Annotated in this window: 25 protein-coding genes; 11 read left to right on the forward strand and 14 right to left on the reverse strand. The window is 70.8% G+C overall.

Annotated elements, in window-relative coordinates; all coding sequences use genetic code 11:
• Nucleotides 1-243, forward strand: a 243-nt coding sequence (locus U870_RS0112325; RefSeq protein ID WP_029947524.1) for a substrate-binding domain-containing protein, incomplete at its 5' end; no start/stop codon positions are given.
• 88 nt (nt 244-331) lie between these two features.
• Nucleotides 332-1,825 (forward strand): alpha/beta hydrolase, encoded by a 1,494-nt coding sequence (locus tag U870_RS0112330; RefSeq protein WP_025157694.1) that lies wholly within the window; start codon nt 332-334, stop codon nt 1,823-1,825.
• Nucleotides 1,826-2,030: 205 nt separating this feature from the next.
• On the opposite strand, the gene U870_RS0112340 is transcribed toward U870_RS0112330, so the two are convergent.
• Nucleotides 2,031-3,218 (reverse strand): glycine C-acetyltransferase, encoded by a 1,188-nt coding sequence (locus tag U870_RS0112340; RefSeq protein WP_025157695.1) that lies wholly within the window; start codon nt 3,216-3,218, stop codon nt 2,031-2,033.
• A complete protein-coding gene (gene tdh, locus U870_RS0112345) occupies nt 3,218-4,261 on the reverse strand; it encodes an L-threonine 3-dehydrogenase (protein WP_025157696.1) in 1,044 nt (347 codons plus the stop codon). Before tdh ends, U870_RS0112340 begins: the two co-directional genes overlap by 1 nt.
• 248 nt (nt 4,262-4,509) lie before the next feature.
• On the opposite strand from tdh, the gene U870_RS0112355 reads away from it, so the two are divergent.
• Nucleotides 4,510-5,166 (forward strand): GAP family protein, encoded by a 657-nt coding sequence (locus tag U870_RS0112355; protein WP_025157697.1) that lies wholly within the window; start codon nt 4,510-4,512, stop codon nt 5,164-5,166.
• A gap of 43 nt (nt 5,167-5,209) precedes the next feature.
• Here U870_RS0112355 and U870_RS0112360 read toward each other — a convergent pair whose 3' ends face one another.
• The 4 genes from U870_RS0112360 to U870_RS0112375 all read right to left on the reverse strand — a co-directional run bounded on the left by U870_RS0112360 (nt 5,210) and on the right by U870_RS0112375 (nt 8,804).
• Nucleotides 5,210-6,076, reverse strand: a complete 867-nt coding sequence (locus U870_RS0112360; protein WP_025157698.1) for a transporter substrate-binding domain-containing protein — start codon at nt 6,074-6,076, stop codon at nt 5,210-5,212.
• A gap of 117 nt (nt 6,077-6,193) precedes the next feature.
• On the reverse strand, nt 6,194-7,048 hold the full coding sequence (locus U870_RS0112365) for a helix-turn-helix transcriptional regulator (protein ID WP_025157699.1): 855 nt from the start codon (nt 7,046-7,048) through the stop codon (nt 6,194-6,196).
• Nucleotides 7,045-7,863 (reverse strand): amino acid ABC transporter ATP-binding protein, encoded by an 819-nt coding sequence (locus tag U870_RS0112370; protein ID WP_025157700.1) that lies wholly within the window; start codon nt 7,861-7,863, stop codon nt 7,045-7,047. Before U870_RS0112370 ends, U870_RS0112365 begins: the two co-directional genes overlap by 4 nt.
• Nucleotides 7,860-8,804, reverse strand: coding sequence for an amino acid ABC transporter permease (locus tag U870_RS0112375; protein WP_025157701.1), 945 nt, complete (start codon nt 8,802-8,804; stop codon nt 7,860-7,862). The genes U870_RS0112370 and U870_RS0112375 overlap by 4 nt, the downstream gene beginning before the upstream one ends.
• 270 nt (nt 8,805-9,074) lie before the next feature.
• Between U870_RS0112375 and U870_RS0112380 the strand changes: the two genes are divergently transcribed.
• Complete coding sequence (locus U870_RS0112380; RefSeq protein WP_025157702.1) at nt 9,075-9,542, forward strand: hypothetical protein; 468 nt, start codon at nt 9,075-9,077, stop codon at nt 9,540-9,542.
• A gap of 93 nt (nt 9,543-9,635) precedes the next feature.
• Here U870_RS0112380 and U870_RS0112385 read toward each other — a convergent pair whose 3' ends face one another.
• Nucleotides 9,636-10,148: a hypothetical protein gene (locus U870_RS0112385; RefSeq protein WP_025157703.1), complete on the reverse strand. Its 513-nt coding sequence runs from the start codon at nt 10,146-10,148 to the stop codon at nt 9,636-9,638.
• Between the two features lie 125 nt (nt 10,149-10,273).
• On the opposite strand from U870_RS0112385, the gene U870_RS0112390 reads away from it, so the two are divergent.
• Entirely contained in the window at nt 10,274-11,014 is a 741-nt protein-coding gene (locus tag U870_RS0112390; protein WP_025157704.1) for a cysteine hydrolase family protein, read from the forward strand.
• 103 nt (nt 11,015-11,117) lie between these two features.
• On the opposite strand, the gene U870_RS0112395 is transcribed toward U870_RS0112390, so the two are convergent.
• The 6 genes from U870_RS0112395 to dnaK all read right to left on the reverse strand — a co-directional run bounded on the left by U870_RS0112395 (nt 11,118) and on the right by dnaK (nt 16,765).
• A complete protein-coding gene (locus tag U870_RS0112395) occupies nt 11,118-11,594 on the reverse strand; it encodes a carboxymuconolactone decarboxylase family protein (protein WP_025157705.1) in 477 nt (158 codons plus the stop codon).
• 23 nt (nt 11,595-11,617) lie between these two features.
• Complete coding sequence (locus U870_RS0112400; protein ID WP_025157706.1) at nt 11,618-12,514, reverse strand: sigma-70 family RNA polymerase sigma factor; 897 nt, start codon at nt 12,512-12,514, stop codon at nt 11,618-11,620.
• Between the two features lie 150 nt (nt 12,515-12,664).
• On the reverse strand, nt 12,665-13,078 hold the full coding sequence (locus U870_RS0112405; protein ID WP_025157707.1) for a heat shock protein transcriptional repressor HspR: 414 nt from the start codon (nt 13,076-13,078) through the stop codon (nt 12,665-12,667).
• 61 nt (nt 13,079-13,139) lie between these two features.
• On the reverse strand, nt 13,140-14,135 hold the full coding sequence (locus tag U870_RS0112410) for a DnaJ C-terminal domain-containing protein (RefSeq protein WP_025157708.1): 996 nt from the start codon (nt 14,133-14,135) through the stop codon (nt 13,140-13,142).
• A 117-nt stretch (nt 14,136-14,252) separates the two neighbouring features.
• The gene (gene grpE, locus U870_RS0112415) at nt 14,253-14,900 is read right to left on the reverse strand and encodes a nucleotide exchange factor GrpE (protein WP_025157709.1); all 648 of its coding nucleotides are present in this window, start codon (nt 14,898-14,900) and stop codon (nt 14,253-14,255) included.
• Nucleotides 14,901-14,902: 2 nt separating this feature from the next.
• Nucleotides 14,903-16,765, reverse strand: coding sequence for a molecular chaperone DnaK (gene dnaK, locus U870_RS0112420; RefSeq protein ID WP_025157710.1), 1,863 nt, complete (start codon nt 16,763-16,765; stop codon nt 14,903-14,905).
• Between the two features lie 226 nt (nt 16,766-16,991).
• On the opposite strand from dnaK, the gene U870_RS0112425 reads away from it, so the two are divergent.
• The 3 genes from U870_RS0112425 to U870_RS0112435 all read left to right on the forward strand — a co-directional run bounded on the left by U870_RS0112425 (nt 16,992) and on the right by U870_RS0112435 (nt 19,246).
• Complete coding sequence (locus tag U870_RS0112425) at nt 16,992-17,351, forward strand: GntR family transcriptional regulator (RefSeq protein ID WP_025157711.1); 360 nt, start codon at nt 16,992-16,994, stop codon at nt 17,349-17,351.
• Entirely contained in the window at nt 17,338-18,393 is a 1,056-nt protein-coding gene (locus U870_RS0112430; RefSeq protein ID WP_025157712.1) for a DUF1648 domain-containing protein, read from the forward strand. The genes U870_RS0112425 and U870_RS0112430 overlap by 14 nt, the downstream gene beginning before the upstream one ends.
• 88 nt (nt 18,394-18,481) lie before the next feature.
• Nucleotides 18,482-19,246: a GTP pyrophosphokinase gene (locus U870_RS0112435; RefSeq protein WP_025157713.1), complete on the forward strand. Its 765-nt coding sequence runs from the start codon at nt 18,482-18,484 to the stop codon at nt 19,244-19,246.
• Here U870_RS0112435 and U870_RS0112440 read toward each other — a convergent pair.
• Nucleotides 19,243-20,025: an SDR family oxidoreductase gene (locus U870_RS0112440; protein ID WP_025157714.1), complete on the reverse strand. Its 783-nt coding sequence runs from the start codon at nt 20,023-20,025 to the stop codon at nt 19,243-19,245. The genes U870_RS0112435 and U870_RS0112440 overlap by 4 nt on opposite strands.
• 163 nt (nt 20,026-20,188) lie before the next feature.
• On the opposite strand from U870_RS0112440, the gene sigJ reads away from it, so the two are divergent.
• From sigJ to U870_RS0112455, 3 genes are read left to right on the forward strand one after another with little or no spacing between them, the layout of a single operon-like run.
• A complete protein-coding gene (gene sigJ / locus U870_RS0112445; RefSeq protein WP_025157715.1) occupies nt 20,189-21,076 on the forward strand; it encodes an RNA polymerase sigma factor SigJ in 888 nt (295 codons plus the stop codon).
• 28 nt (nt 21,077-21,104) lie between these two features.
• Nucleotides 21,105-21,740 carry a DUF2461 domain-containing protein gene (locus tag U870_RS0112450; protein WP_025157716.1) on the forward strand — a complete coding sequence of 212 codons (636 nt, stop codon included), beginning with the start codon at nt 21,105-21,107 and terminating at the stop codon, nt 21,738-21,740.
• A 49-nt stretch (nt 21,741-21,789) separates the two neighbouring features.
• The gene (locus U870_RS0112455) at nt 21,790-23,280 is read left to right on the forward strand and encodes an MFS transporter (protein ID WP_081815280.1); all 1,491 of its coding nucleotides are present in this window, start codon (nt 21,790-21,792) and stop codon (nt 23,278-23,280) included.
• The last annotated feature ends 2 nt before the right edge of the window (nt 23,281-23,282 follow it).

Here is a 23,282-nt window from a genome sequence, read left to right on the forward strand (position 1 = left end):
CGCGCCCTCACCGACGCGGGACTGAGCGTTCCCGGGGACCTCTCGGTCATCGGGGCCGACGACCACACGGCCTCGGCGGACTTCATCCCGCGCCTGACCACGGTCACGTTCGACGCCGACTCGCTGGCGGGGGATCTGGTCGAGGCGTACACCGCCATGCGCTCCGGCGGCCGGGTGGAGCGGGTGGACGCGCCGGCCGTGCGCGTGCTGGTTCGCGAGTCGACCGCCGCCCCCGCGACCTGAGGCGACTCTCACCCGCTTCGGGCGAGTTTGCACCTCGCGCGTCCCCACTTCGCCGGGCCACGCACCATCGTGCGCCTATGGTGGAGGGATGGGGATCCTCGCCTGGCTCAGCCTGGCGCTCGCGCTCGTCTGCGTCTATCCGGCCTGGCGATTCGTCCGACGCGCCTGGCGCTTCCACGCCCGACCGACCGTCGTCGCCGTGATCGCCACCCAGGTCGCGGCCCTCGTCGCCCTCTTCCTGCTCGCGGTCCTCACCCCGCGCCCCGACCTGGGCGGGCTCGGCTGGTTCGCCATCGGGCTGGCCGCCTCACTCTTCCCGCTCGCGCTCGGAGATGCGCTCCAGAGCACCCGACTGCATGCGGTCGCCATCGCCCTGGCGGCGATCGCCGGGCTCCTCAGCGCCGGCATCGCCGTCATCGCGACAGCGCCCGCATTCGCCACCGCGACCGTCGCCGGCCGGCACGTCCCGGTGACCGAGACGACGCTCGCCGAGGGCTACCAGATGGCGGTCCACATCCCGCCGACCGCCTCCGGCTTCTCCTCGCGCGACGCGCATCTCTTCGTCCCGTCCGGGTGGATCCGCGACCCCTCGAGCACCCGTCCGGTCGTCATCATGATGATGGGCCAGCCAGGCAACCCGACCCTCGGCGCGACCTTGGACGCCCTCCACTCGCTCGGCCAGCAACGCCTCGACGACGCACCGTTCGTGCTCGTCGTCGACCAGATCGGCGCCATCGACAAGAACCCGCCCTGCAGCAACACCCCGGCCGGTCAGCTCGAGACCTTCCTGACGCAGGACGTGCCCCGCTGGGTGGAGTCCGAGCTTCCGGTCTCCCGGGATCGTGCGGACTGGGCCATCGCCGGCTTCTCGCACGGCGGCGAGTGCGCCGCGTACCTGGGGGCGAAGCACCCCGAACTGTGGGCCAACGTCATCGACGTCTCCGGTCCGGACAAGCCGGGCGAGTACAAGTCCGACCGCACCCGGGCCCGCTACTACGACGACAGCGAGACGGAGTACGAGAAGTTCTGGCCCGCGAAGGTGATGGCCGCCACGGACTACACCGACCATCCGATGCGGGGGATCTTCGTCGCCGGTGCGGAGGACCCGCACTTCCGACAGCAGGTGGAGGACACGGCGACGGCGGCGGAGAACGCCGGCTGGAAGGTCACCTACTGGGCGGTCCCCGGCGAGGGCCACTCGGGTCCGACCCTCACCAAGGGCCTCGCGACCGCCTACAACCAGCTCATCCCGATGTGGCTGGCGTCGGGCGCCATCACCAGCGGCGAGCGCTTCCTCTGCCAGGACGATCAGCCGAACCGTTCCTGCGGTGTGACGCAGGTGACCGCGGTCGCGGGCACGGTCGCGATCGCGGATCTCTCGGTGCTCGCCCTCTTCCTGAGCGCCCAGCTGCTGCTCTTCTTCACGCGCCGCCGCGTCCCGGCGGGGGTGGCCGCTCCCATGGCGACGGCAGAGCCCGCATCGGCCGGGGAGCCCGAATCGGCAGGGGAGTCCGCCCCGGCCGGGGAGCCCGACGGCGACCGGGACGAACCGGTCCTGAACGGACCATCGGGAACCGCATAGGCGCCCGAACGCGCGCGCCGAGGGCCTCCTGCGGAGGCCCGCATCTGAACGATGACTCCGGAGTTCTCGTGCGGCTCGCCGCTCACTTCACCGTTCGACCGGTGATCCGTGGAACTCCCGAGGAGATCTCCGGAATCTCTCGGGCAGCGAAATTGCTCGGGCAGCGAAACTGCTCGTGTGGCGGGGTGCGGCGGGCAGGCGCGGGTCAGGCGGCGACGGTGGCGCGTGCCGCGGTGAAGGCGGCGACGCAGCGGCGGATCTCGTCGTCGGTGTGGGCCGCCGAGAGCTGCACGCGGATGCGGGCCTCTCCCCGTGGGACCACCGGGAACGAGAACGCCGTGACGTACACGCCGTGGCGCTGCATCTCGTCGGCGATGCGCGCCGTCAGGGCGGCGTCGTGGAACATGACCGGGACGATGGGGTGCTCACCCGGCAGCAGGTCGAAGCCGGCCTCGGTCATCAGCTCGCGGAAGAGCCGCGCGTTCGCCACGAGGCGGGCGCGCAGGTCGTCGGACGCCTCCAGCAGATCGAGGGCGGCGAGGGTGCCCGCGACGATCGACGGCGCCAGCGTGTTCGAGAACAGGTAGGGGCGCGACCGCTGGCGGAGCAGGTCGACGACCTCCCGGCGCGAGGAGACATAGCCTCCGGAGGCCCCGCCGAGCGCCTTGCCGAACGTGCCCGTGTAGATGTCGACGCGGTCGGCGACGCCGCAGAACTCCGGGGTGCCGCGGCCGTGCTCGCCCACGAAGCCGACCGCGTGGGAGTCGTCCACGAAGACGAGGGCGCCGAACTCGTCGGCCAGGTCGCAGATCTCGCGCAGCGGCGCGATGTACCCGTCCATCGAGAACACGCCATCGGTGACGATGACCGTGAAGCGGGCGCCGGTCTCCCGCGCCGCTTCGAGCTGCGCGCGCAGGTCGTCCAGGTCGCGGTTGCGGTAGCGGAAGCGCTGGGCCTTCGAGAGCCGGATGCCGTCGATGATCGACGCGTGGTTGAGGGCGTCCGAGACGATGGCGTCCTCGGGCCCGAACAGCGTCTCGAAGACGCCACCGTTGGCGTCGAAGCACGAGGAGAACAGGATGGTCGCCTCGGTGTCGAGGAACTGCGACACCCGCTGCTCCAGCTCGAGGTGCTGCTCCTGCGTTCCGCAGATGAAGCGCACACTGGCCATGCCGTAGCCCCAGTCGTCCAGGGCCGCCTTCGCCGCGTCGCGCAGCGCGGGGTGGTCCGCCAGACCGAGGTAGTTGTTGGCACAGAAGTTGAGCACCTCGGCGCCGTCGGCCACGATCTGCGCCGACTGCGGACCGTGGATGCTCCGCTCGCGCTTGGTCAGGCCGGCCGCCTCGATCTCGTCGAGCTGCGAGGCCAGGTGGTCGCGGAAAGTCGTGTACATCAGAGCTCCGTCCAATCGAGGATGACCTTGCCTCCGCCGGCGGAGGCCGCCGCCGCGAAGCCCTTCTCCCAGTCACGCGCCGGGAAACGGTCCGAGACGATCGAGGCGATCGCGTCGTGCAGCGGCTTCGAGGTCTGCAGCATCGCGCCCATGGCGTTCCAGGTCTCGAACATCTCGCGCCCGTAGATGCCCTTCAGCGTGAGCATGTGGGTGACGACGATGCCCCAGTCGATCGCGATCTTCTCCGACGGCAGCCCGAGCATCGCGATGCGGCCTCCGTGGTTCATGTTCTCGATCATCTGCGGCAGCGCGGTCGGTGCTCCGCTCATCTCGAAGCCGACGTCGAAGCCCTCCCGCATCCCGAGCGCGGTCTGCGCCTCGCGGATGCCGGACCGGGAGACGTCCACGGTGTAGTCGGCTCCCATCCCCTGCGCCAGAGCGAGCCGCTGCGCACTCACGTCGGTGCCGACGATGAAGCGGGCGCCGACATGGCGGGCGACCGCGATCGCCATCAGGCCGATCGGGCCGCAGCCGGTCACCAGCACGTCCTCCCCCACCACCGGGAACGCGAGGGCGGTGTGCACGGCGTTGCCGAGCGGGTCGAACAGCGCGCCGACCTCCGGCTCGATCGCGCTGTGGTGCACCCAGACGTTGGTCGCGGGGAGCACCAGGAACTCGGCGAACGCGCCGTCCCGCTGCACGCCGACGCCCTGCGTCCGGATGCACATCTGCCGGCGGCCGGCACGGCAGTTGCGGCACGTGCCGCAGACGATGTGCCCCTCGCCCGAGACCAGATCGCCCACGGCGACGTCGCGCACCAGCGGTCCGACCTCGACGACCTCGCCGAAGAACTCGTGACCGGGGATGAGCGGAGCGGCGACGGCCGACGCGGCCCAATCGTCCCAGCGCTGGATGTGCAGGTCGGTTCCGCAGATGCCGGTGCGCAGCACGCGGATCTTCACGTCGTCCGGCCCGGCTTCCGGCTCGGGGAGCTCACGGAGCTCGAGACCCGGTCCGGCTTCGGTCTTGTACAGGGCTTTCATAGCCACCTTCCTCGTCGGCGTCCCTCGTGGGGTGCGTCCAGCGGAGTCGAACGCCCGACCCCGGCCTCGTGAGCGTGGGAGGACGAGCGTTTCGCCGCTGACAGCCTAGACCAGGCTCTCACGCTCGGCCCGTCCGGTGCGTGCCTGTCCGCCGTCGAAGTAGGCGCGCAGTCCCGGGTCGAGCGTCACTCCGCCTGAGCGATCGAGGGAACGCTAGATTCTCGCTATGGCGACCTCTCCTCCTCCCGGTGCTCGCGGAGGTCCTCCCTCTCGCGCTCGGCATCGCTCTCAGCCCCCTCCCGCTCGTGGCGGGCGTCGTCGTCCCGCTCTCCCCGAACGGCGCAGGCCGGGGCTTCGCGCTGCTCGCGGGGCGGGCGCTCGGCGTGCTGGCCGTCGTCGGGGTGGTGACCGCCCTCGCCGAATACCTCGCCGAGCTCGGCGGCGAGACCGTGACCGAGGGGGTCGGCTGGGTGCGGCTGCTGCTCGGGCTGCTGCTCATGGTGCTCGGCGTCGTCAAGTGGACGAAACGACCGCGTGGCGACGACGCCGAGGCGCCGCCGCGCTGGATGTCCTCGCTCGAGTCGCTGAGCGGCGCCCGCGCCGTCGGGCTGGGCTTCGTGCTCTCCGCCGCAAACCCCAAGGAGCTCGCCTTCGGCGCCGGAGCAGGTCTGGTCATCGGCAGCAGCCTGACGGAGTGGTGGCCCTCGGTCGCCGCCGTGGTGGTGTTCACCGTTCTCGCCTGTGTCACGGTCGCCCTGCCGTCCGCGGCGGTCCTGGTCGGCGGCGACGGCGCCCGCCCCGCTCTCGGGGAGGTGCGCCGCTGGCTCATCCGCAACACCGCGACGATCTCCGCGATCGTGCTGCTGTTCTTCGGCGCCGTGCTGATCTCGAACGCCTTCGCCTGACGGACGGGGGTCGCCTCACTCTGCGGGCGACCCCCGAGCCCGCCTACTTCTTCTGCAGGTTCATCCCCGGCTCGATCGGCTTCACACCGTACGGGGCGAAGATCTTCTCCGTCTCGCCGGACGTGTAGAGGTCGGTCATCGCCCGGAGCACGGCGGCGGACAGTTCCGGCTTCGTTCCGTTCATCAGACTGCCGACGTAGAAGCCTCCCTCGAACGGCGTGCCGACGATCGCCTTGTCCGCACCCTGCTCGATCTCGTACGCCGCACCGGGCACGCTCTGGATGCCGACATCCGTGCGACCGGACGTGAGCGCCAGGTCCGAGTCCTGCTGGGTCGGGTACTCGGTGACCTTCATCGCCGGCTTGCCGGCCGCCTCGCACTCCTTCGTGAGCGCAGCCGCGTAGGTCACGTCGGTGGTCCCGCGGATCGTCGACACGGCGAGCCCGCACACGTCGAGCCGGCTCGCGTAGCGCGAACCGTTCGCCTTCGTCGTGATCAGGGTGGCCTGCTCCTTCATGAAGTCGACGAAGCTGCCCGCCTGCTGACGCTCGGTCGTGTCGTAGAGGCTGCCGCCGTAGATGTCATAGCGGCCGGCGGCGACACCGGTGATGCCGCCCTCCCACGCCACGGGGATGAACCGGATCTCGACGCCGAGCTTCTTCGCCACGGCGTCGAGCAGATCCTTGGTGATGCCGGAGACCGGGACGTTGTCGGCGTCCGGGATGATGTACGGCGCGTCCGGGAGGGTCACCCCGACGCTCAGGGTGCCGGGCTTCACCAGCCCGTCGAGCCCGGCGGCGGTGCCCGAGCCCGTGCCGCCGGCGGTGGCGGAGCAGCCCGCGAGCGCGGCGACGGTCAGAGCGACGAGGCCGGTGCGGGCGAGTCGGCGTGCGGTGGGGGTGGCGTTCATGGTGGCTCCTTCCGGGGGCCGTGCTGTGAGTGGTCCTCAGGCTATGAACGACGCCCGGCGCGATCCATGCACGCACCCCGGCGACCCTGGCACTTTCCGCGACCGCGTCCCGGCGGTTCAGGCGGCGCGGAAGGCCGACGGGGTGAGGCCGCACTCCCGCCGGAAGTACCGGGAGAAGTAGGAGGCGTCGTCGAAGCCCAGCTGCGTCGCGATCTGGGAGCAGGACAGCTCGGTGCGGGCGAGCAGACGCTGGGCCTCGCGCGAGACCTCGCTCCGGATGATCTCGCCCGGCGTGCGCCCCGTGGCGGCGGCGACCACCTCCGACAGATGGCCGGGCGTCACTGCCAGGAGGCGAGCGCACTCCGCGACCGTCAGCGCGGCCGACGCGCGTTCCCGCACGATGCGTTCGAACGCCGCGCTGAGGCCGCGTCGCGGACCGATCGGGGCGGCCGCGTGGTCGACGGCCAGCCGCCGGCACTCCACCAGGAGCAGGGTGAGCAGGCTCCGCAGCGCGAGCTCCTGGTGCCCGTCGCGCATTCCCATCTCCGCCTCCAGACCGGCCAGGATGCGCTCGATCCGTGCGCGATCGTCGCCGACGGGCAGGAGCGCGTTGGAGGCCCACGCTCCCGCGCCGACGGCGTCCGGGCCACCCAGACCGGTCAGGAAGTCCTCCCGGAACAGCACGAGGGTGCCTCGCACCGGTTCCTCCGGCTGCCAGTGATGGAGCCGGCCCGGCGCCACCACATAGAGCTGGTCGGGCTGGATCGGGTAGGTGTCGGTGTCGACGTGGTGCGTGCCCGACCCGCTGGTCACGTAGACCAGTTCGACGAAGTCGTGCCGGTGCGGCTGCGACTCCCACGCCCCCGGCCCGCAGGTCTCGTACGGCCCGACGAGGAAGCGGGCCGCGATGCTCGTGGCGGTGGCGTCGATGGTGTGCGTCGGCGGCAGCGCAGCGGGCGCCCGCCTGGTCATGGCGTGCCCGCCCCGGTCGGCCCGACGTGCCGCAGGAAGGCGGCGGTCCGAGCAGACGCCGGGGCATCGAGGACTCGGCGCGCCTCGCCCTGCTCGACGATGACGCCGCCCTCCATGAAGACCACCACATCCGCGACCTCGCGGGCGAAAGCGATCTCGTGGGTGACGACGATCATCGTCATCCCGGCGGCGGCGAGGTCGCGCATGACGGCGAGCACCTCGCCGACCAGCTCCGGGTCGAGCGCGCTCGTCGGTTCGTCGAACAGCAGGATCGCAGGCTTCATCGCGAGCGCCCGGGCGATCGCCACCCGCTGCTGCTGTCCTCCCGAGAGCTGAGCGGGGAACTTCGCCGCGTGGGAGGCGAGCCCGACCCGATCCAGCAGCTCGCGGCCCTCGCGCTCCGCCTGCGCGCGAGGGACGCCCAGCACGCGGGTCGGCCCGATGGTCACGTTGCGCAGGACCGAGAGGTGGGCGAACAGGTTGAACTGCTGGAAGACCATTCCCATCCGGCGTCGCACCCGGCTGGTCTGCCGGTCGGAGTCCTCGGCGAGGTGATCACTGTGCGCGGTGTACCCGACCAGTTCGCCATCCACCTCGACGAGTCCGGAATCCATCGGCTCCAGGTGGTTGATGCAGCGCAGCAGGGTGGACTTGCCGCTCCCCGACGGGCCGATCACGCAGACGACGGAGCCGGGGGCGACGTCGAGGTCGATCCCCGCGAGGATCTCCACGCCGTCGAACGACTTGCGCACTCCGCGCACCGCGAGTGCACCCGGCGCCGGCGACCCGGTCGCCCGGTCCGGTGCCGCGCTCATGCCGTCACCGCCGTCGCCGCGGTCGCCGCCGGGACGACCGAACGAGTGCTCCGGGAGCGGTCGAGCGCCCGTTCGATGAAGTGCTGCCCGACGGTCGCCGCCGTCACCAGCACCAGATACCAGAGCGAAGCGACGACGAGCATCGAGATCACCTGGTAGTTCTGCCCGTAGATCTGCTGGGCCTGCGTCATCAGGTCTCCCCCGCCGATCACCGAGACGATCGCCGTCGCCTTGAGGATGTCGATGAACTGGTTGCCCAGCGGCGGGAGGATCACCCGCACCGCCTGAGGGATGACGATGCGCCGCTGCGCTTCGAGCCGGGTCATCCCGATGGCCTTCGCCGCATCCATCTGCCCCGGCGGGACCGCCAGGAAGCCGCCCCTGACCACCTCCGCCATGTAGGCCGCCGTGTGCAGCACGAGACCGACCAGGGCGGCCAGGAACGGCGTGAGCACCTCGTTCGTGGCGCCGCCGATCTCGATGCCGAGTGCGGGCACCCGGACGCCGAGGTACGGGAAGACCAGCGCCAGGTTGAACCAGAACACGAGCTGCACGAGCAGCGGAGTGCCGCGGAACAGCCAGATGTAGCCCTCCACGATCGCCACCAGCACGGGGTTGCCCGACTGCCGCAGCACCGCGAGCACCACCCCGATGAGGAGTCCGAGCACGAAGGTGAGCACGGTGAACAGCACGGTCGTCGCCACCCCGGTGAGGATGCGCGGCGCGAACAGGTACTGGCCCACGACGGGCCAGTTCATGGCGGGGGCCGTCACGAACGCCCAGGCGATCGCGCCGACGATGAGGAGGGTGAGCGCCGCGGGGACCCAGCGGCTCAGGATGCGGGACTTCGTGCGCACCCGGAGGCCGGCGAGCTGATGCAGACGGTCGGCGGGGGCCGAGCCTCGGGGTCCGACCTCGCCGTCGAGGAAGTGTGTGGTCATGCAGACATTCCAGGGATGGGTCCCCCGGACGACAAGCGGTGCGGGGTCTGCATTGTCTGGGATCCCAGATCGGGCCCGATCGTGCGCGCATCGGCAAGCCTGCGCGCACTTCCCGGCAAGTGCGTCCCGGCCGGGCCGACACCAGTGACAGGAGACCCCAGGTCAGTGCCTGGAGGGTCGGAGACGGCGTCCCTAGCGTGGGGGGACCGGCAGTGCGCCGGAGAGCATCCGCGCAGGAGCGACCCGCGCGGCGACGACACAGGAGGAACGATGGCCGGCAGGTATGAGCACCTTTTCGTGCGCCACATGGGCGACGCGAGCGATGACCTCGTCAACGAGGGGGCGGTCGCGACCGGGCTTCCCCGCCCGGCGCACATCGGCGACGCGTTCGCCCTGATGCGTGCGGAGGACGTCCCGGAGAGCAAGGTCCACATGACCTACAGCTGGATCAACCCCACCGACGAGCCCAGTCATTGGGTGAACGAGCACGAGCACGACTACGACGAGGTGCTGATCTGGACGGGCAGCGACCCCGAGAACCCGCACGACCTCGGCGGCGAGATCCTGATCGACATCGAGGGAGAGACCTACAGCGTGACCACCTCGGGTTCGCTCTACATCCCGGCCGGCGTGCGGCATTGCCCGCTGGACTTCACGAAGGTCACACGCCCGATCCGCTTCAGCGCGCTCTCCCTCTCCGGCGGGGCGTACTCGTCGGACGAGGACGTCCCGCGCTGACCGGTTGCCGCCCCGGTCGGGTGCGTCTCGGGGCGCGCCTCGCTCCAGGGCCGCGCCTCATTCCGGGGCGGCGCCTCACTCCGGGGCGGCGCCTCACTCCGGAGCGGTCAGGGTCCACAGGTGGTCGACGCCGTCGACCGTCGCGACGACCGCGACGTCCTGCGTCAGGTCGGAGTAGTCGAGCAGCTGGGTGGCGCAGGCGCCGACGCCGAACCGCTCCCGGAACCACTGCGACAGCGGCCGGGAGCTCATGCCGGTCCAGGTGAAGAACACACCCTGCCGCTTGTCGCGGGCCTTGTAGGTCGCCTTCTCATCGGCCTGCGCGAGGGCGATCGGCAGCGCGGTGTCGATCGCGGAGGCGATGGCGGCGAGGTCCGGGCTCGTGGTGGCGGGATCCCAGAACAGACGGATCACGAACCCCGTGCCGGTGCCCCCGGCCGCGGCGAACCCGCGGTACCCGCCGACGTAGCGCTCGTCGGCCTTGCTCCAGAGCTCGAACGCGGCGGCGGCCTGCCGCTTGGCCCCGAAGACACGCGGCTCGTCGGTGAGCGCGAGGAACCCGTCGGGGGACGACAGCGCCGAGGCGATCCGGGGGTAGTCGGGCATCGGTCCTCCTTCTGATGCAATGCCCCGCATCCTCTCAGCCCGTGCCCGCACGGACGGCGCCGAAGACGTGTGAACCGAACCTCCCGCCCTCGTCGACCGGCACGCCGGCGCGCTAGAGTCCCCTCATGAAGCGTGCGCTCCTCGTCATCGATGTGCAGAACGAGTACGTCACCGGCAACCTGAAGATCTGCCACCCCGATCTGATGACCTCCATCCCGAACATCGAGGTCGCGATGGATGCGGCCGCCGACCACGGGGTCGGACTGGTGATCGTGCAGCACATCGAGGACGAAGGAGCACCGGTCTTCGCCCGCGGTTCCGACGGCGCAGCCCTGCACTCCTCGGTGGCCGACCGCACACCCGACCACCTCATCACGAAGACCGACGTCTCGGCGTTCGCCGGCACCGACCTGGAGGAGTGGCTGCGGGCCGGCGGGTACGACACGGTGACCATCGCCGGCTACATGACCCAGCACTGCTGCGCCGGAACGGCTCGGGACGCGCACGCGCTCGGCTTCACGGTCGAGTTCCTCTCCGACGCGACCGGCACCCTCGACCTCGTCAACCCGGCCGGCTCGATCTCGGCGGACGCCCTGCACATCAGCGTGCTGGTCACCATGGACTCCGAGTTCGCCGCCGTCGCGACCACCGAGGAGTGGACGCTCGCGATCGAGGCGGGCGACGCCCTCCCGGTCTCGAACCTGTGGGACAGCACCGGCCACGCTCGGATCCCCGCCCGCCACGCGGAGCTGCACAGACTCATGCACGACGTGCGGGCGCAGATCGACAGCGACATCGCCGCCGAGGAGGGACGCGAGTTCCGCCACACCCTCTACGTCGGCCAGGGCGGGTCGACGTCGCTCTAGCCGTCCCGACCGCGGGCGGGTCGTTCCGGTCGGGGCAAGGGAGGAGGCCGCCCCGCCGTCACCGGGAGGCGAACGGCGGAGCGGCCGAGAACGGAGGACGGTCTCACGCCTCCTCGAGCTGCCCCACCTCGTAGGAGCCTCCCGGCATCCTGATCATCACGTTCATCCGGTTGAAGGCGTTGATGAGCGCGATCTGCGCGACGAGCGCCGCGAGCTGCTCGGTGTCGAAGTGGGATGCCGCGGCCGCCCACACGGCGTCGTCCACACCGTGCCCGTCGGCCAGGCGCGTGCCCTGTTCGGTGAGCTCCAGGGCGGCGCGCTCGGCGTCGGTGAACACGGTCGTCTCGCGCCAGGCGGCGATGAGGCTGAGCCGCAGGGCGGTCTCCCCCGCCTGGACGGCCTCCTTGACGTGCATGTCGAGGCAGGCGCCGCAACCGTTGATCTGGCTGGCACGGATGTCCACCAGGCCCTCGATCGTCGGCGGCAGCGTCGATTGCCGGATCACACGGTTGGCCGAGACGATGTATTTGACGAACTTCGGCGTGATCGCGGCGGCGTACATGTCGAATCTGGGTCCCATGGTGATCTCCTTTTCAATCGGACTCACCAGGAAGACGGATCGCCGCCCTCAGAGGTAACAGACGGCACGTCCACCGTGATCGTGGCCTGCCGTTCGGGACGCAGGAGCGAGTCGACCTGCACGATCCGGCCGTCCACGACGACGCAGGCCATGACGGCCAGCGGCGTGCCGTCCTCCCGCCACGCCATGATGCCCGGGACGCCGTCCACGTCGACACGGCGGGCGATCGTGCGCGTCCGCTCACCGAGGGCGGCGTGCCGGGCGAGCTCCCCCGCGCCGAGGCGCACCGCGATGCCGCGTGGCGTGTGCACCCGCCACACGACATCCGGGTCCAGCACCGTCAGCAGCGCTTCGAAGTCGCCATGTCGGGCGGCCGCGAGGAACGCGTCCACGACCTCCCGCTGGCGGCGGCGATCGGTCGGCCGATCCGCGCCCCGCACCTTGCGGCGCGCACGGCTGGCGAGCATCTTCGCGGCGTCGGTGGACTTGTCCAGCACGCGACCGATCTCCTCGAACGGGACGGCGAAGGTGTCGTGCAGGACGAAGGCGAGCCTTTCGTCGGGCGTCAGCGTCTCCAGCACCATGAGCAGCGCGACGCCGACCGCATCGCTCAGAACGGCGCTCGACTCGGGGTCGTCGACGTCGTCGCTGACGATCCATTCGCGGCCGGGCTCCTCCCACTCCGTCTCGCCGCGGGCGCGCCGCGAGCGCAGGATGTCGATGCAGACCCGGCCGACGACGGTGCTCAGCCAGGCGGAGAGGTTGTCGATGGAGGCCGGGTCCTGGCGCGAGAGCCGCAGCCAGGCTTCCTGCACCGCGTCCTCCGCGTCGGCGCGCGACCCCAGCGCACGCGCCGCCAACGCCGTCAGCCGGCCGCGCTGCGCCTCGAAGGCCGCGCTCGTGGCGCTCTCGTCCGTCATCGGTGCCCCTCTCATCCGCACTCTACGAGAGGGGGACGATCCAGCGCCCGAAAAGGTAACGCCCTCGCGCGCTGGGGGCGGGGATTTGGACCAAATCGCGGGAAAGCGCAGGGGAAAGCCGCGATTTGGTCCAAATCGCGGGGTCGGAGGCTATTGCTCCAGGGGGCGCCAGACGACCATCTGGGTGCTGCGGCGCACGCGGGTGCCGGCCCGCATCGAGACGACCTCGCCCTCGGAGCCGGCGGCGAACACGCGCCGGCCCGGGCGGTTGAGCAGCTCGTCGGCGAGCGCCGCCTCGAGTTCGCGCACGCGTGAGCGCAGGGAGCCCACCTGGTCTTCGAGCTCGAGGATGCGGCGGATGCCTTCGAGGCTGACGCCCTCGGCGCCGAGACGCGCGATCTCCTGCAGCTTCTCGATGTCGCGCATCGAGTAGCGGCGCGACTTGCCGGCCGTCCGGCTGGGGCTCACGAGCCCCAGCCGGTCGTACTGGCGGAGGGTCTGCGGGTGCATCCCGGCGAGCTCGGCCGCGATCGAGATGACGAAGACCTGGGTGTTCTCGTCCATGGTCAGCCTCGCGCCCACGCCAGGAGATCCTCGGCCTGGAACTCTGTGTTCTCGTCCATGGTCAGCCTCGCGCCCGCGCCAGGAGGTCCTCTCGCGGGTTCTCGTCCGGGAGCTTCTCCGCGAACGCCTCGAGGGCCTCCTTCGCCTCGGCGGACAGGTGGGAGGGCACGGCGACCTGCACGACGGCCAGCAGGTCTCCGGTGCCCTTCGCCGTCTCGACGCCGCGGCCCTTGACGCGCAGCACGCGGCCGCTCGGGGTGCCGGGGGCGACGCGCAGCTTGACGGGATCGCCGCCGAGGGTCGGGACCTCGATGGTGGCGCCGAGCGCGGCCTCGGCGAAGGTGACCGGCACGGTGACGCGCAGGTTGAGGCCTTCGCGCTCGAACACCGGGTGCTTGCGGACGGTGACGGTGAGGACGATGTCGCCCGTCTCGCCGCCGTCCGGGCTCGGCTGGCCCTTGCCGCGCAGTTTGATCTTCTGCCCGTCGGAGACCCCCGCGGGGATCTTCACCTTGAACGGCTTGCCGTCCGAGGCCTGCAGGCTGATGGTCTCGCCGCGGGTCGCGGTGAGGAAGTCGATGGTGGTGTGCGCCGTGACATCGCGGCCGCGGGTCGGTCCGCCGTAGCCCCGGTATCCCCCGCTCGTCTGGCCGAAGCGCCCGTTGCCGAAGAGACCGCCGAAGACGTCGTCGAAGCCGCCGTTCTGGCCGCCCTGCTGGAACCCGTACTGTCCGCCGCGCTGCTGCCCGGTGAACATCCCGCCGAAGACGTCGTCGAAGCCGCCCTGACCGGCCGAACCGGGGGCCGTGAACCGGGCCCCGCCGCCCATGGCGCGGATCTGGTCGTACTCCTTGCGCTCATCGGCATCGCTGAGGACCGAGTAGGCCTCGCTGATCTCCTTGAACTTGGCCTCGGCGGCGTCATCACCCGGGTTGGAGTCGGGGTGGTACTTGCGGGCGAGTTTGCGGTACGCCTTCTTGAGGTCCGCTTCGCTGACGTCCTTGGAGACGCCGAGGACCTTGTAGAAGTCCTTGTCGAACCAGTCCTGGCTAGCCACGGCGCCTCCTCTCAATCGTTCTGGTCGTGGATGAAGTCTGCATGATGCGTGCACGTCGGGCCAGCGGAGCGGCGGGACCGTGGTCCCGCCGCTCCGTCGTCACGTGCATCCGGTCGATCAGGCCGGGACCGCGACGACGACCTTCGCCACCCGCACGGTGGTCGAACCGAGCCGGTAGCCGGTCTCGACCACGTCGGCGACGGTGTCGACCGTCACGCCGGGGGTGGGCTGCTGGAAGATCGCCTCGTGGATCTGCGGGTCGAAGGGCTCGCCCTTCTCGCCGTAGGCGGCGAGACCGAGCCGCTCGACGTTCGAGCGCAGCTTGGCCGCGATGGTCGCGAACGCGCTGCCCTCGGTCAGGTCGCCGTGCTTCTCGGCGCGCTCGAGGTCGTCGAGCACCGGGATGAGGCCCTTGACGGCCTCGCTCACGGCGCGCTCCCGCTCGATCTCGCGGTTCGCCTCCGTGCGCTTGCGGTAGTTCGCGTACTCCGCGGTGACCCGCTGGAGGTCGGCGAGCCGCTCGGCCGCGAGGGCGTCCGACGTGGTCTGGCCGGAGAGGATGTCGAGGTCGTCGTCCGAGAGGACGGGACCCTCCTCTTCGGCCGGGCCGACGTCGACGAGTTCCTCGTGCGACAGGTCGTGCTCGGACGGCTCCCGGACCTGGCCGGTCTCGGGGTCGATCCGCCGTTTGTCGCGGATGATCGGCTCCTCGCGCTCCGGATCGGGCTCGCCCGACCCGGGAGCGCCCGGGGTGTTGTCCGACATGATTACTTCTTCTCCTCGTCCTCGACGACCTCGGCGTCGATGACGTCCTCGTCAGAGGAGTCACCCGCCTGCTCACCCTCGGATGCGGCGTCGCCCTCCGGTGCCGTGGCGTCCGCCTGGCTGGAGGAGTAGATGGCCTCGCCGAGCTTCTGCTGGCTGGCGCTCAGCTTCTCGAACGCGGTCTTGACGGCCTCGTCGTCCTCGCCGGCCAGAGCCGTCTTCAGCGCGTCGACGTCGCCCTGGACCTCGTTCTTGACGTCCTCGGGGAGCTTGTCCTCGTTGTCCTTGATGAGCTTCTCGATCTGGTAGACGAGCTGCTCGGCCTGGTTGCGGGTCTCGGCGGACTCGCGGCGCTTCTTGTCCTCCGCCGCGTGCTCCTCGGCCTCGCGCACCATGCGCTCGATGTCGTCCTTCGGCAGGCTGGACCCGCCGGTGATCGTCATCGACTGCTCCTTGCCGGTGCCCTTGTCCTTGGCGGACACGTGCACGATGCCGTTGGCGTCGATGTCGAAGGTGACCTCGACCTGCGGGATGCCGCGGGGGGCCGGGGCGATTCCGGTGAGCTCGAAGGTGCCGAGCGGCTTGTTGTCGCGGGTGAACTCGCGCTCGCCCTGGAAGACCTGGATCGCGACGGACGGCTGGTTGTCGTCGGCCGTGGTGAAGGTCTCGCTGCGCTTGGTGGGGATGGCCGTGTTGCGCTCGATGAGCTTGGTCATGATCCCGCCCTTGGTCTCGATGCCGAGGGACAGCGGGGTGACGTCGATGAGGAGGACGTCCTTGCGCTCGCCCTTCAGGACACCGGCCTGCAGCGCGGCGCCGACGGCGACGACCTCGTCCGGGTTGACGCCCTTGTTGGGCTCCTTGCCGGTCTCCTGCTTCACCAGCTCGGAGACGGCGGGCATACGGGTCGAACCGCCGACGAGCACGACGTGCGCGATGTCGCCGACCTTGATGCCGGCCTCGCGGATGACGTCCTGGAACGGCTTCTTGGTGCGGTCGAGGAGGTCGCTGGTCATCTGCTCGAACTGGGCGCGGGTGAGCGTCTCGTCGAGGTTGGCAGGGCCGTTCTCGGTGAGGGAGAGGTACGGCAGCTGGATGCTGGTCGACATGCTCGACGACAGCTCCTTCTTGGCCTGCTCCGCGGCCTCCTTCAGACGCTGCAGGGCGATCTTGTCCTTGGACACGTCGACACCGGTCGAGTCCTTGAAGCGCTTGATCAGCCACTCGACGATGCGCTGGTCCCAGTCGTCGCCGCCGAGGCGGTTGTCGCCCGCGGTGGAGCGGACCTGGATGGTCGAGAAGTCGTCGTCCTTGCCCACCTCGAGGAGGGAGACGTCGAAGGTGCCGCCACCGAGGTCGAAGACGAGGATGAGCTCGTCCTCCTTGCCCTTGTCGAGGCCGTAGGCGAGGGCCGCGGCGGTGGGCTCGTTGATGATGCGGAGCACGTTGAGGCCCGCGATCTCACCGGCCTCCTTGGTCGCCTGGCGCTCGGCGTCGTTGAAGTAGGCCGGCACCGTGATGACCGCGTCGGTCACGGTGTCACCGAGGTACTGCTCCGCGTCGCGCTTCAGCTTCTGCAGGGTGCGCGCCGAGATCTCCTGCGCGGTGTACTTCTTGCCGTCGATCTCCTGCGTCCAGGTGGTGCCCATGTGACGCTTGACGGACGCGATCGTGCGGTCGACGTTGGTGACGGCCTGGCGCTTCGCGGTCTCGCCGACGAGCACCTCGCCGTCCTTCGTGAACGCGACGACGGACGGGGTGGTGCGGAAGCCTTCCGCGTTGGCGATGACCGTGGGCTCGCCGCCCTCGAGCACCGAGACGACGGAGTTGGTGGTTCCGAGGTCGATACCTACTGCACGTGACATATGTGCTTTCTCTCCTTTGTTGCTGGTCTGCGTTTCGCTGGCCGATGAAAATCTGGGGTCGAGACTTGAGTCGCGACGGCTCAAGCCTGCCACCCTCACCGGAACGGTGTCAAGCTGCGGGGTCAAAACTTGAGTACATCTGACTCAACTTTCAGCTTGGGCCGGGTATTCCCAGATTCAGCCATCCGCCCTCGACCGATTGTTCTAGTTGTTATAGAATTATCGAGTGCTGATTCGAGTGGACACCGCGAGCGCGACGCCCCTGTTCGCGCAGATCGCCGCGGCCGTGCGTGCGCACGTGGCGGCGGGGCGGGCGGTCCCGGGCGACCGGCTGCCGGCGGCGCGGGAGGTCGCAGACGGACTCGGGATCAACACGCACACCGTGCTGCACGCCTACCAGCAGCTGCGCGACGAGGGCCTCATCGAACTGCGGCGCGGCAGGGGAGCCATCGTCACCGAGGCGGCACTGACGCTCGCGGCGATGCGCACGGACATCCTCGAGCTCGCCGCCAAGGCCCGTGAACTCGGCCTCGCGCCCGACACCCTCGCCGCACTCGTGAAGGAGATCGCCCATGACCAGCCCTGACCGCCGGACCGACGCCCCCGATGCGCTCCGTCCCGACCGCGCGGTCGGCCGGTTCGCCCTCGTCGCGCTCGGTATCCCGGCCGTGCTCACCGCCGCGGCGGTCGCCCTGCAGCTCGCCGCCCTCCCCGACCTCCCGGACCGGATAGCGACCCACTGGGGGGCATCGGGCGCGGCCGACAGATTCGCGGCCGCCTGGACGATGCCGGTGCTCACCGCCGCGATCGGTCTCGGGCTGCCCGCCCTGCTCTCGCTCTTCGCCCTCCCCGGACTGACCCGCGGATCCCGCGGGCCGAGCTACCGCCTGCTCGGCGCCGTCGCCTCCGGTCTCTCCGCCCTCATCGCGGTCCTGGCCACCGGGTCCACCCTCCTGCAGCGCGGCCTGACGGATGCGCAGGATGCGCCGGCGATCTGGCTGCCGCTCATCGCGGGGTTCGCCGCCGGTGCGGCCGTCGGGGTGGCGGGGTGGTTCCTGCAGCCCGCAGAGCCGACTCCCGCGCCCACCGCGCTCGCGGCGGAGCCCCTGACCGTGGGATCGACCGAACGGGCCGTCTGGACGAGCGAGACCGCCATCGCCCCGCTCGGCGGCGCCCTTCTGGGCATCGCGGTGCTCGGTCTGGGCGTGGCCTCGACCTGCGTCTGGATCTTCGCCGCGGACGCGGCCGTGGCGTGGCTCCTGACCGCCGTCACCGCGCTGCTGGCTCTCCTGGCCGCGACGACCCTCGTGTTCCGGGTGCGCGCGGACGCGACCGGCCTCACGGTGAGCTCGGCGGTCGGGCTCCCGCGGTTCCACCTCCCGCTCGCGGAGATCGGCTCTGTTCGCGGCGTGTCCGTCGACCCGATGGGGGAGTTCGGAGGGTGGGGGATGCGCCTGGCCCCCGGACGCCGGTTCGGCGTCGTCCTGCGCCGCGGACCCGCCATCGAGGTCGAGCGGACGGACGGCCGCCGGTTCGTCGTCACCGCCCCGGACGCCGCCACCGGCGCCGCCCTGCTCCGCGCGCTCGGCGACCGCGGGCGCACGGCTCCGGACGGTCGGCGTCGCTGAACCCGTCCGTCGGCTCGACGGACGGGGCCCTCGGTCGGGCCCTCCCGATTCACACTTTTCCCACAAGCGCCGTCGATACCGTGGAGGCATGGATCCGGACCCTGCCGACGACGCCGCACCCGCACTCGCAGGGGAGCACGGAGGTCCGTTGCTGTCGTCGCGCGCCATCGAGGCGCTGCAGAGCATCGACCCCGCCACGCTCAGCGAGGTGCAGGCGTTCCGCGACGATTTCGCGCGGTTCATCATGCCGTACAAGTTCGGCATCGACGAGATCTCGACCAAGGTCTCGATCCTCCGCGAGGAGTTCGCGGAGCTCCACGACTACAACCCGATCGAGCACATCTCCAGCCGCCTGAAGTCGGCCGAGAGCATCGAGCAGAAGGTCGTGCGCAAGAACTGCGAACCGTCCTTCGAGGCGATCCGCGACGCGATCACCGACATCGCCGGCGTGCGCATCGTCTGCTCCTTCGTGTCGGACGTCTACCGGGTGTTCGAGCTGCTCGTGGCCCAGGAGGACGTCCGCGTGCTTCGGGTGAAGGACTACATCGCCCACCCCAAGCCCAACGGCTACAAGAGCCTGCACGTGATCGCGGAGGTCCCGGTCTTCCTGAGCGCGGGCCCGGTGCACGTGCCGGTCGAGATCCAGTTGCGCACGGTCGCGATGGACTTCTGGGCGAGCCTCGAGCACAAGATCTACTACAAGTACGACGGCGAGATCCCGGACCATCTGATGCGGGACCTCACCGCTGCAGCCGGTACCGCGGCCCAGCTGGACGTCACGATGGAGGACATCCACCGCCAGGTGCGGGGCGACGGAGGCGGCGTGCAGTACAGCCTCCCCATGCAGGTCTAGTCGTCGCGCTCGGTCGCGGTCGCCGACCGCTCGTCACGGCTCGTCCGCGCCGTCAGCCACTCGGCGAACGTCTGGCGCCCGCGGCACGCCTCCGGACCGGGAAGCAACGTCCCGTCGCGCAGCGCACGGCCCCACCGCCCGGGGAGCGGGATCGCGATCGCGCGCCCACGGCGCTCCGTGGCGGCCAGGTAGCGGCGGACGAGGTCGGGCATGTCCTCGGCCAGCGGCCCGCCCAGATCCCGGTCGAGTCCCCGCGGCCCACCGGTGGCGATGGCGGCGAGCTCCTCCCCCACCTCGGCGGCCGCGACCGGCTGCGAGCGCATCGCCGGAACGAAATGGAGTCGCCGCTCCCGTTCCCCGACGAGCTGCGCCGCGAACTCGTGGAACTGGGTGGCGCGCAGAATGCTCCACCCCGTGCCCGACTCCCGAACGAGCCGTTCCTGCAGGGCCTTGCCCGCGTAGTACGCGCTCGGTGCCTCGACCGCGCCCACGATCGAGAGGGCGACGTGGTGGGGGACGCCCGCCTCGCGTTCCGCCGCGAGAAGGGTGCGCGTCGCGGTGCCGAAGAACTCGCGCGACACCCGACCCGAGGTGGTCTGCACACTCGTCACATCGACGACGGCCGCGCAGCCGGCGAGCGCCGCCGCCACGCCGGCGCCGGTGAGCACGTCGACGCCGGTGGAGCGACTGAGCACGACCGCGTCGTGACCGGCCGCCTCCACTGCAGCGACCGTGTGCCGCCCGACCACGCCCGTTCCTCCGGCGACCGCGACCCTCATCGGCCGACCTCCCGGGACGCGGTGCGGCGGCAGGGTGCGAGCGACCGGCGGACGGTCGGTGAAATCGTGTCCATATCCGTCACGACGACACAGCGAACCGGAATGTGAGGCCGGCCTGACATCCCGGGCCCCTGATCCGTCTTAATGGGTGAGGGAGGACCGGATGGATGTGGATGCGGACGTGATCGCGGAGCGGCGCCACCTGCTGGCGCTCGGCTACCGGATGCTCGGGACCGTCGCCGAGGCGGAGGACGCCGTGCAGGAGACCTACGCGCGCTGGTACCGGCTCACGCCGAGCGAGCGGGAGGCGATCGCGTCACCGCGCGCCTGGCTGACCCGCGTGGCGAGCCGGGTGTGCCTCGACGTGCTCGGCTCGGCGCGGGTCCGGCGCGAGAGCTACGTCGGCCCCTGGCTGCCGGAGCCGGTGCCCTCCGCCGCGTTCGGTGGGCTGGGCGCGGGGACGCCCGATGACCCGCTCGACCGGGTGACGCTGGACGACTCGGTGAGTTCCGCACTCCTGGTGGTGCTCGAAGCGATGACCCCGGCCGAGCGGGTGGCGTTCATCCTGCACGATGTCTTCGGCCTCCCCTTCGACGAGATCGCCGCGGTCGTCGGCCGCTCGCCCGCGGCGTGCCGGCAGCTGGCGACCTCGGCCCGTCGCCGGGTCGCGGCCGGCCGCGAGCGCGACGTGCCGCGCGAGGAGCACGACCGGGTGGTGCAGGCGTTCGGTGCGGCCGCCGCCGGAGGCGACCTGGCCGCCCTGGTGGCCGTGCTGGACCCGGACGCGGTGCTGACGACCGACGGAGGGGGACGCGTCAGTGCGGCCCGCCGTCCGGTGCTGGGGGCGGAGAACGTGGCGCGCTTCCTGCTCGGGCTGGCGGATAAGTACCCCGAGTCCGTCGTCGCGCCGCGGCAGACGGCCGACGGTCTCGGATTCGAGGTGCGGCAGGAAGGAGTGGTCACCGGCATCCTGACGTTCAGTGTGCGTGCCGGCCGCGTCGCCGACATCCGGATGATGCGCAACCCGGACAAGCTGACGCTCTGGTCGTGAGGCGCCCGAGCGCTGGGAGAATCGGAGCATGCACTTCGACGGATTCGACGAGGACGCGATCGCCTTCTACCGCGAGCTGACCCTCCGCAACGACCGCGGCTTCTGGCTGGAGAACCGCGACCGCTATGAGGAGCGCGTCGCCGAGCCGATGCACGCGCTGGCGGAGGCGCTCGAGCCGGAGTTCGGGGCGGCTCGGTTGTTCCGCCCGTACCGGGACGTGCGGTTCTCCCGCGACAAGTCGCCGTACAAGCTGCACGCCGCGCTGACCTTCGAGCGGGGCGGCTACGTGCAGGTCTCCGCGGAGGGGCTCGCCGCCGGTGCGGGGGTGTACCTCTTCGACCGGGACCAGCTCGAGCGCTACCGTCGTGCGGTGGATGCCCCGGCGACAGGCGAGGCGCTCGAACGCGCACTCGCGGCGGTGGAGGCGGCCGGGCACGGGATCGTCGTCCCCGAGCGCTTGAAGACGGCGCCGCGGGCCTTCCGTCCGGCGGCCGGAGAACCACCGCATCCACGTGCCGGGCTGTTGCAGTACAAGGGTCTCGTGACCTGGGCCGACTGGGGCATCCCGGACTGGTTCGCCTCGCCGGCGGCCGCCGAGCAGGTCGCTGGCTTCCTGCGCGACAGCGAGCCGGTCGCGGCGTGGCTGCGCGACACCGTCCGCTGACCGCGCGGCAGTTCACCGCCTGTTCCCCGCCAGCCCCTACGCTGTGGGCATGACACGCGACCTCCCCGGAGGCGGCGGTGCGAGCGGCGACGACGACGCGACCACGAGACGCCCCACCACCTCGACCGATGCCCTGGTGACGTCGGCGAGTCCCCTGTTCGCCGACTCCACCACCGAGCGCCGCATCCCGCGCCGCTGGGTGGTGTCGTGGGCGCTGTGGGACTGGGGAGGCGCGGCCTTCAACGCCGTCATCACGACCTTCGTCTTCACGGTGTACCTCACCGGCAGCCTGTTCGTCGACCCTGCGCTGGTCGCCGCGCGCGACGCCGAGACCGACCTGAACGGGCCGGCTCACGCGGCGGTCACCGCTGCGGAGGCGCCGCTGTCGAGCGGGCTGGGCTGGGGGCTCGCCATCGCGGGCATCGTCGTCGCGTTGCTCGCACCCGTGCTGGGCCAGCGGACGGACGGCTCCGGACGACGCAAGCTCTGGCTCGGCATCAACACCGGGATCGTCGTGGTCATGACGGCGCTGATGTTCTTCGTCGCCGGCGAGCCTTCGTACTTCCTGCTCGGCGTGACGCTGGTCGCGATCGGCACGGTGTTCTACGAGATCGCGACCGTCAACTACAACGCCATGCTCGTACAGGTCTCGACACCGAAGACGGTGGGCCGGGTCAGCGGCTTCGGCTGGGGCGCCGGGTACCTCGGCGGCATCGTCCTGCTGCTCATCGTCTACTTCGGCCTCGTCACGGACAACGGCGACGGCACCGGCGGCCTGTTCCATGCGCCGGAGGACGCGGGCCTCAACATCCGCATCATCGCCCTGATCGCCGCCCTGTGGACACTGGTGTTCTCGCTGCCGGTGCTGATCGCCGTGCCCGAGATGGAGAAGAACGTGCGAACCCCGCGCGTCGGCTTCTTCGCCTCCTACGCCGTGCTCGTGCGGGACATCGGCAGGCTGTGGAAGGAGAGCCGCAACACCGTGCTCTTCCTGATCGCCTCGGCGCTGTTCCGCGACGGGCTGGTCGGCGTGTTCACGTTCGGCGGCATCCTGGCACAGGGCACCTTCGGGTTCTCCAGCGGCCAGGTGATCATCTTCGCCATCGCCGCCAACGTCGTCGCCGGTGTCAGCACGCTCCTCTCCGGCCGCTTCGACGACCGGTACGGCCCCAAACCGGTGATCATGACCGCCCTCGTCGGGCTGGTCGTCGCCGGTCTCGCCGTGTTCTTCCTGCACGACGGAGGCGCGACCGCCTTCTGGATCGGCGGCCTCGTGCTCTGCCTCTTCGTGGGCCCCGCGCAATCGGCCAGCCGGACGTTCCTGACCCGGGTGACGCCCGCGGGTCGGGAGGGCGAGGTGTTCGGTCTCTACGCGACGACCGGGCGCGCGGTGTCGTTCCTCGCGCCGCTGCTGTTCGCGACCTTCGTGGCCGTGGGCGGCGCGCAGTACTGGGGGATCCTCGGCATCGTCCTGGTCCTCGCCCTCGGGCTCGCCCTGCTGATCCCGGTCCGGTCGCCGGCGCTGGCGATGCGGGGGTAGTC

It is taken from the genome of Leifsonia aquatica H1aii, assembly GCF_000633535.1.
In the GTDB taxonomy this organism is placed as follows: domain Bacteria; phylum Actinomycetota; class Actinomycetes; order Actinomycetales; family Microbacteriaceae; genus Leifsonia; species Leifsonia aquatica_A.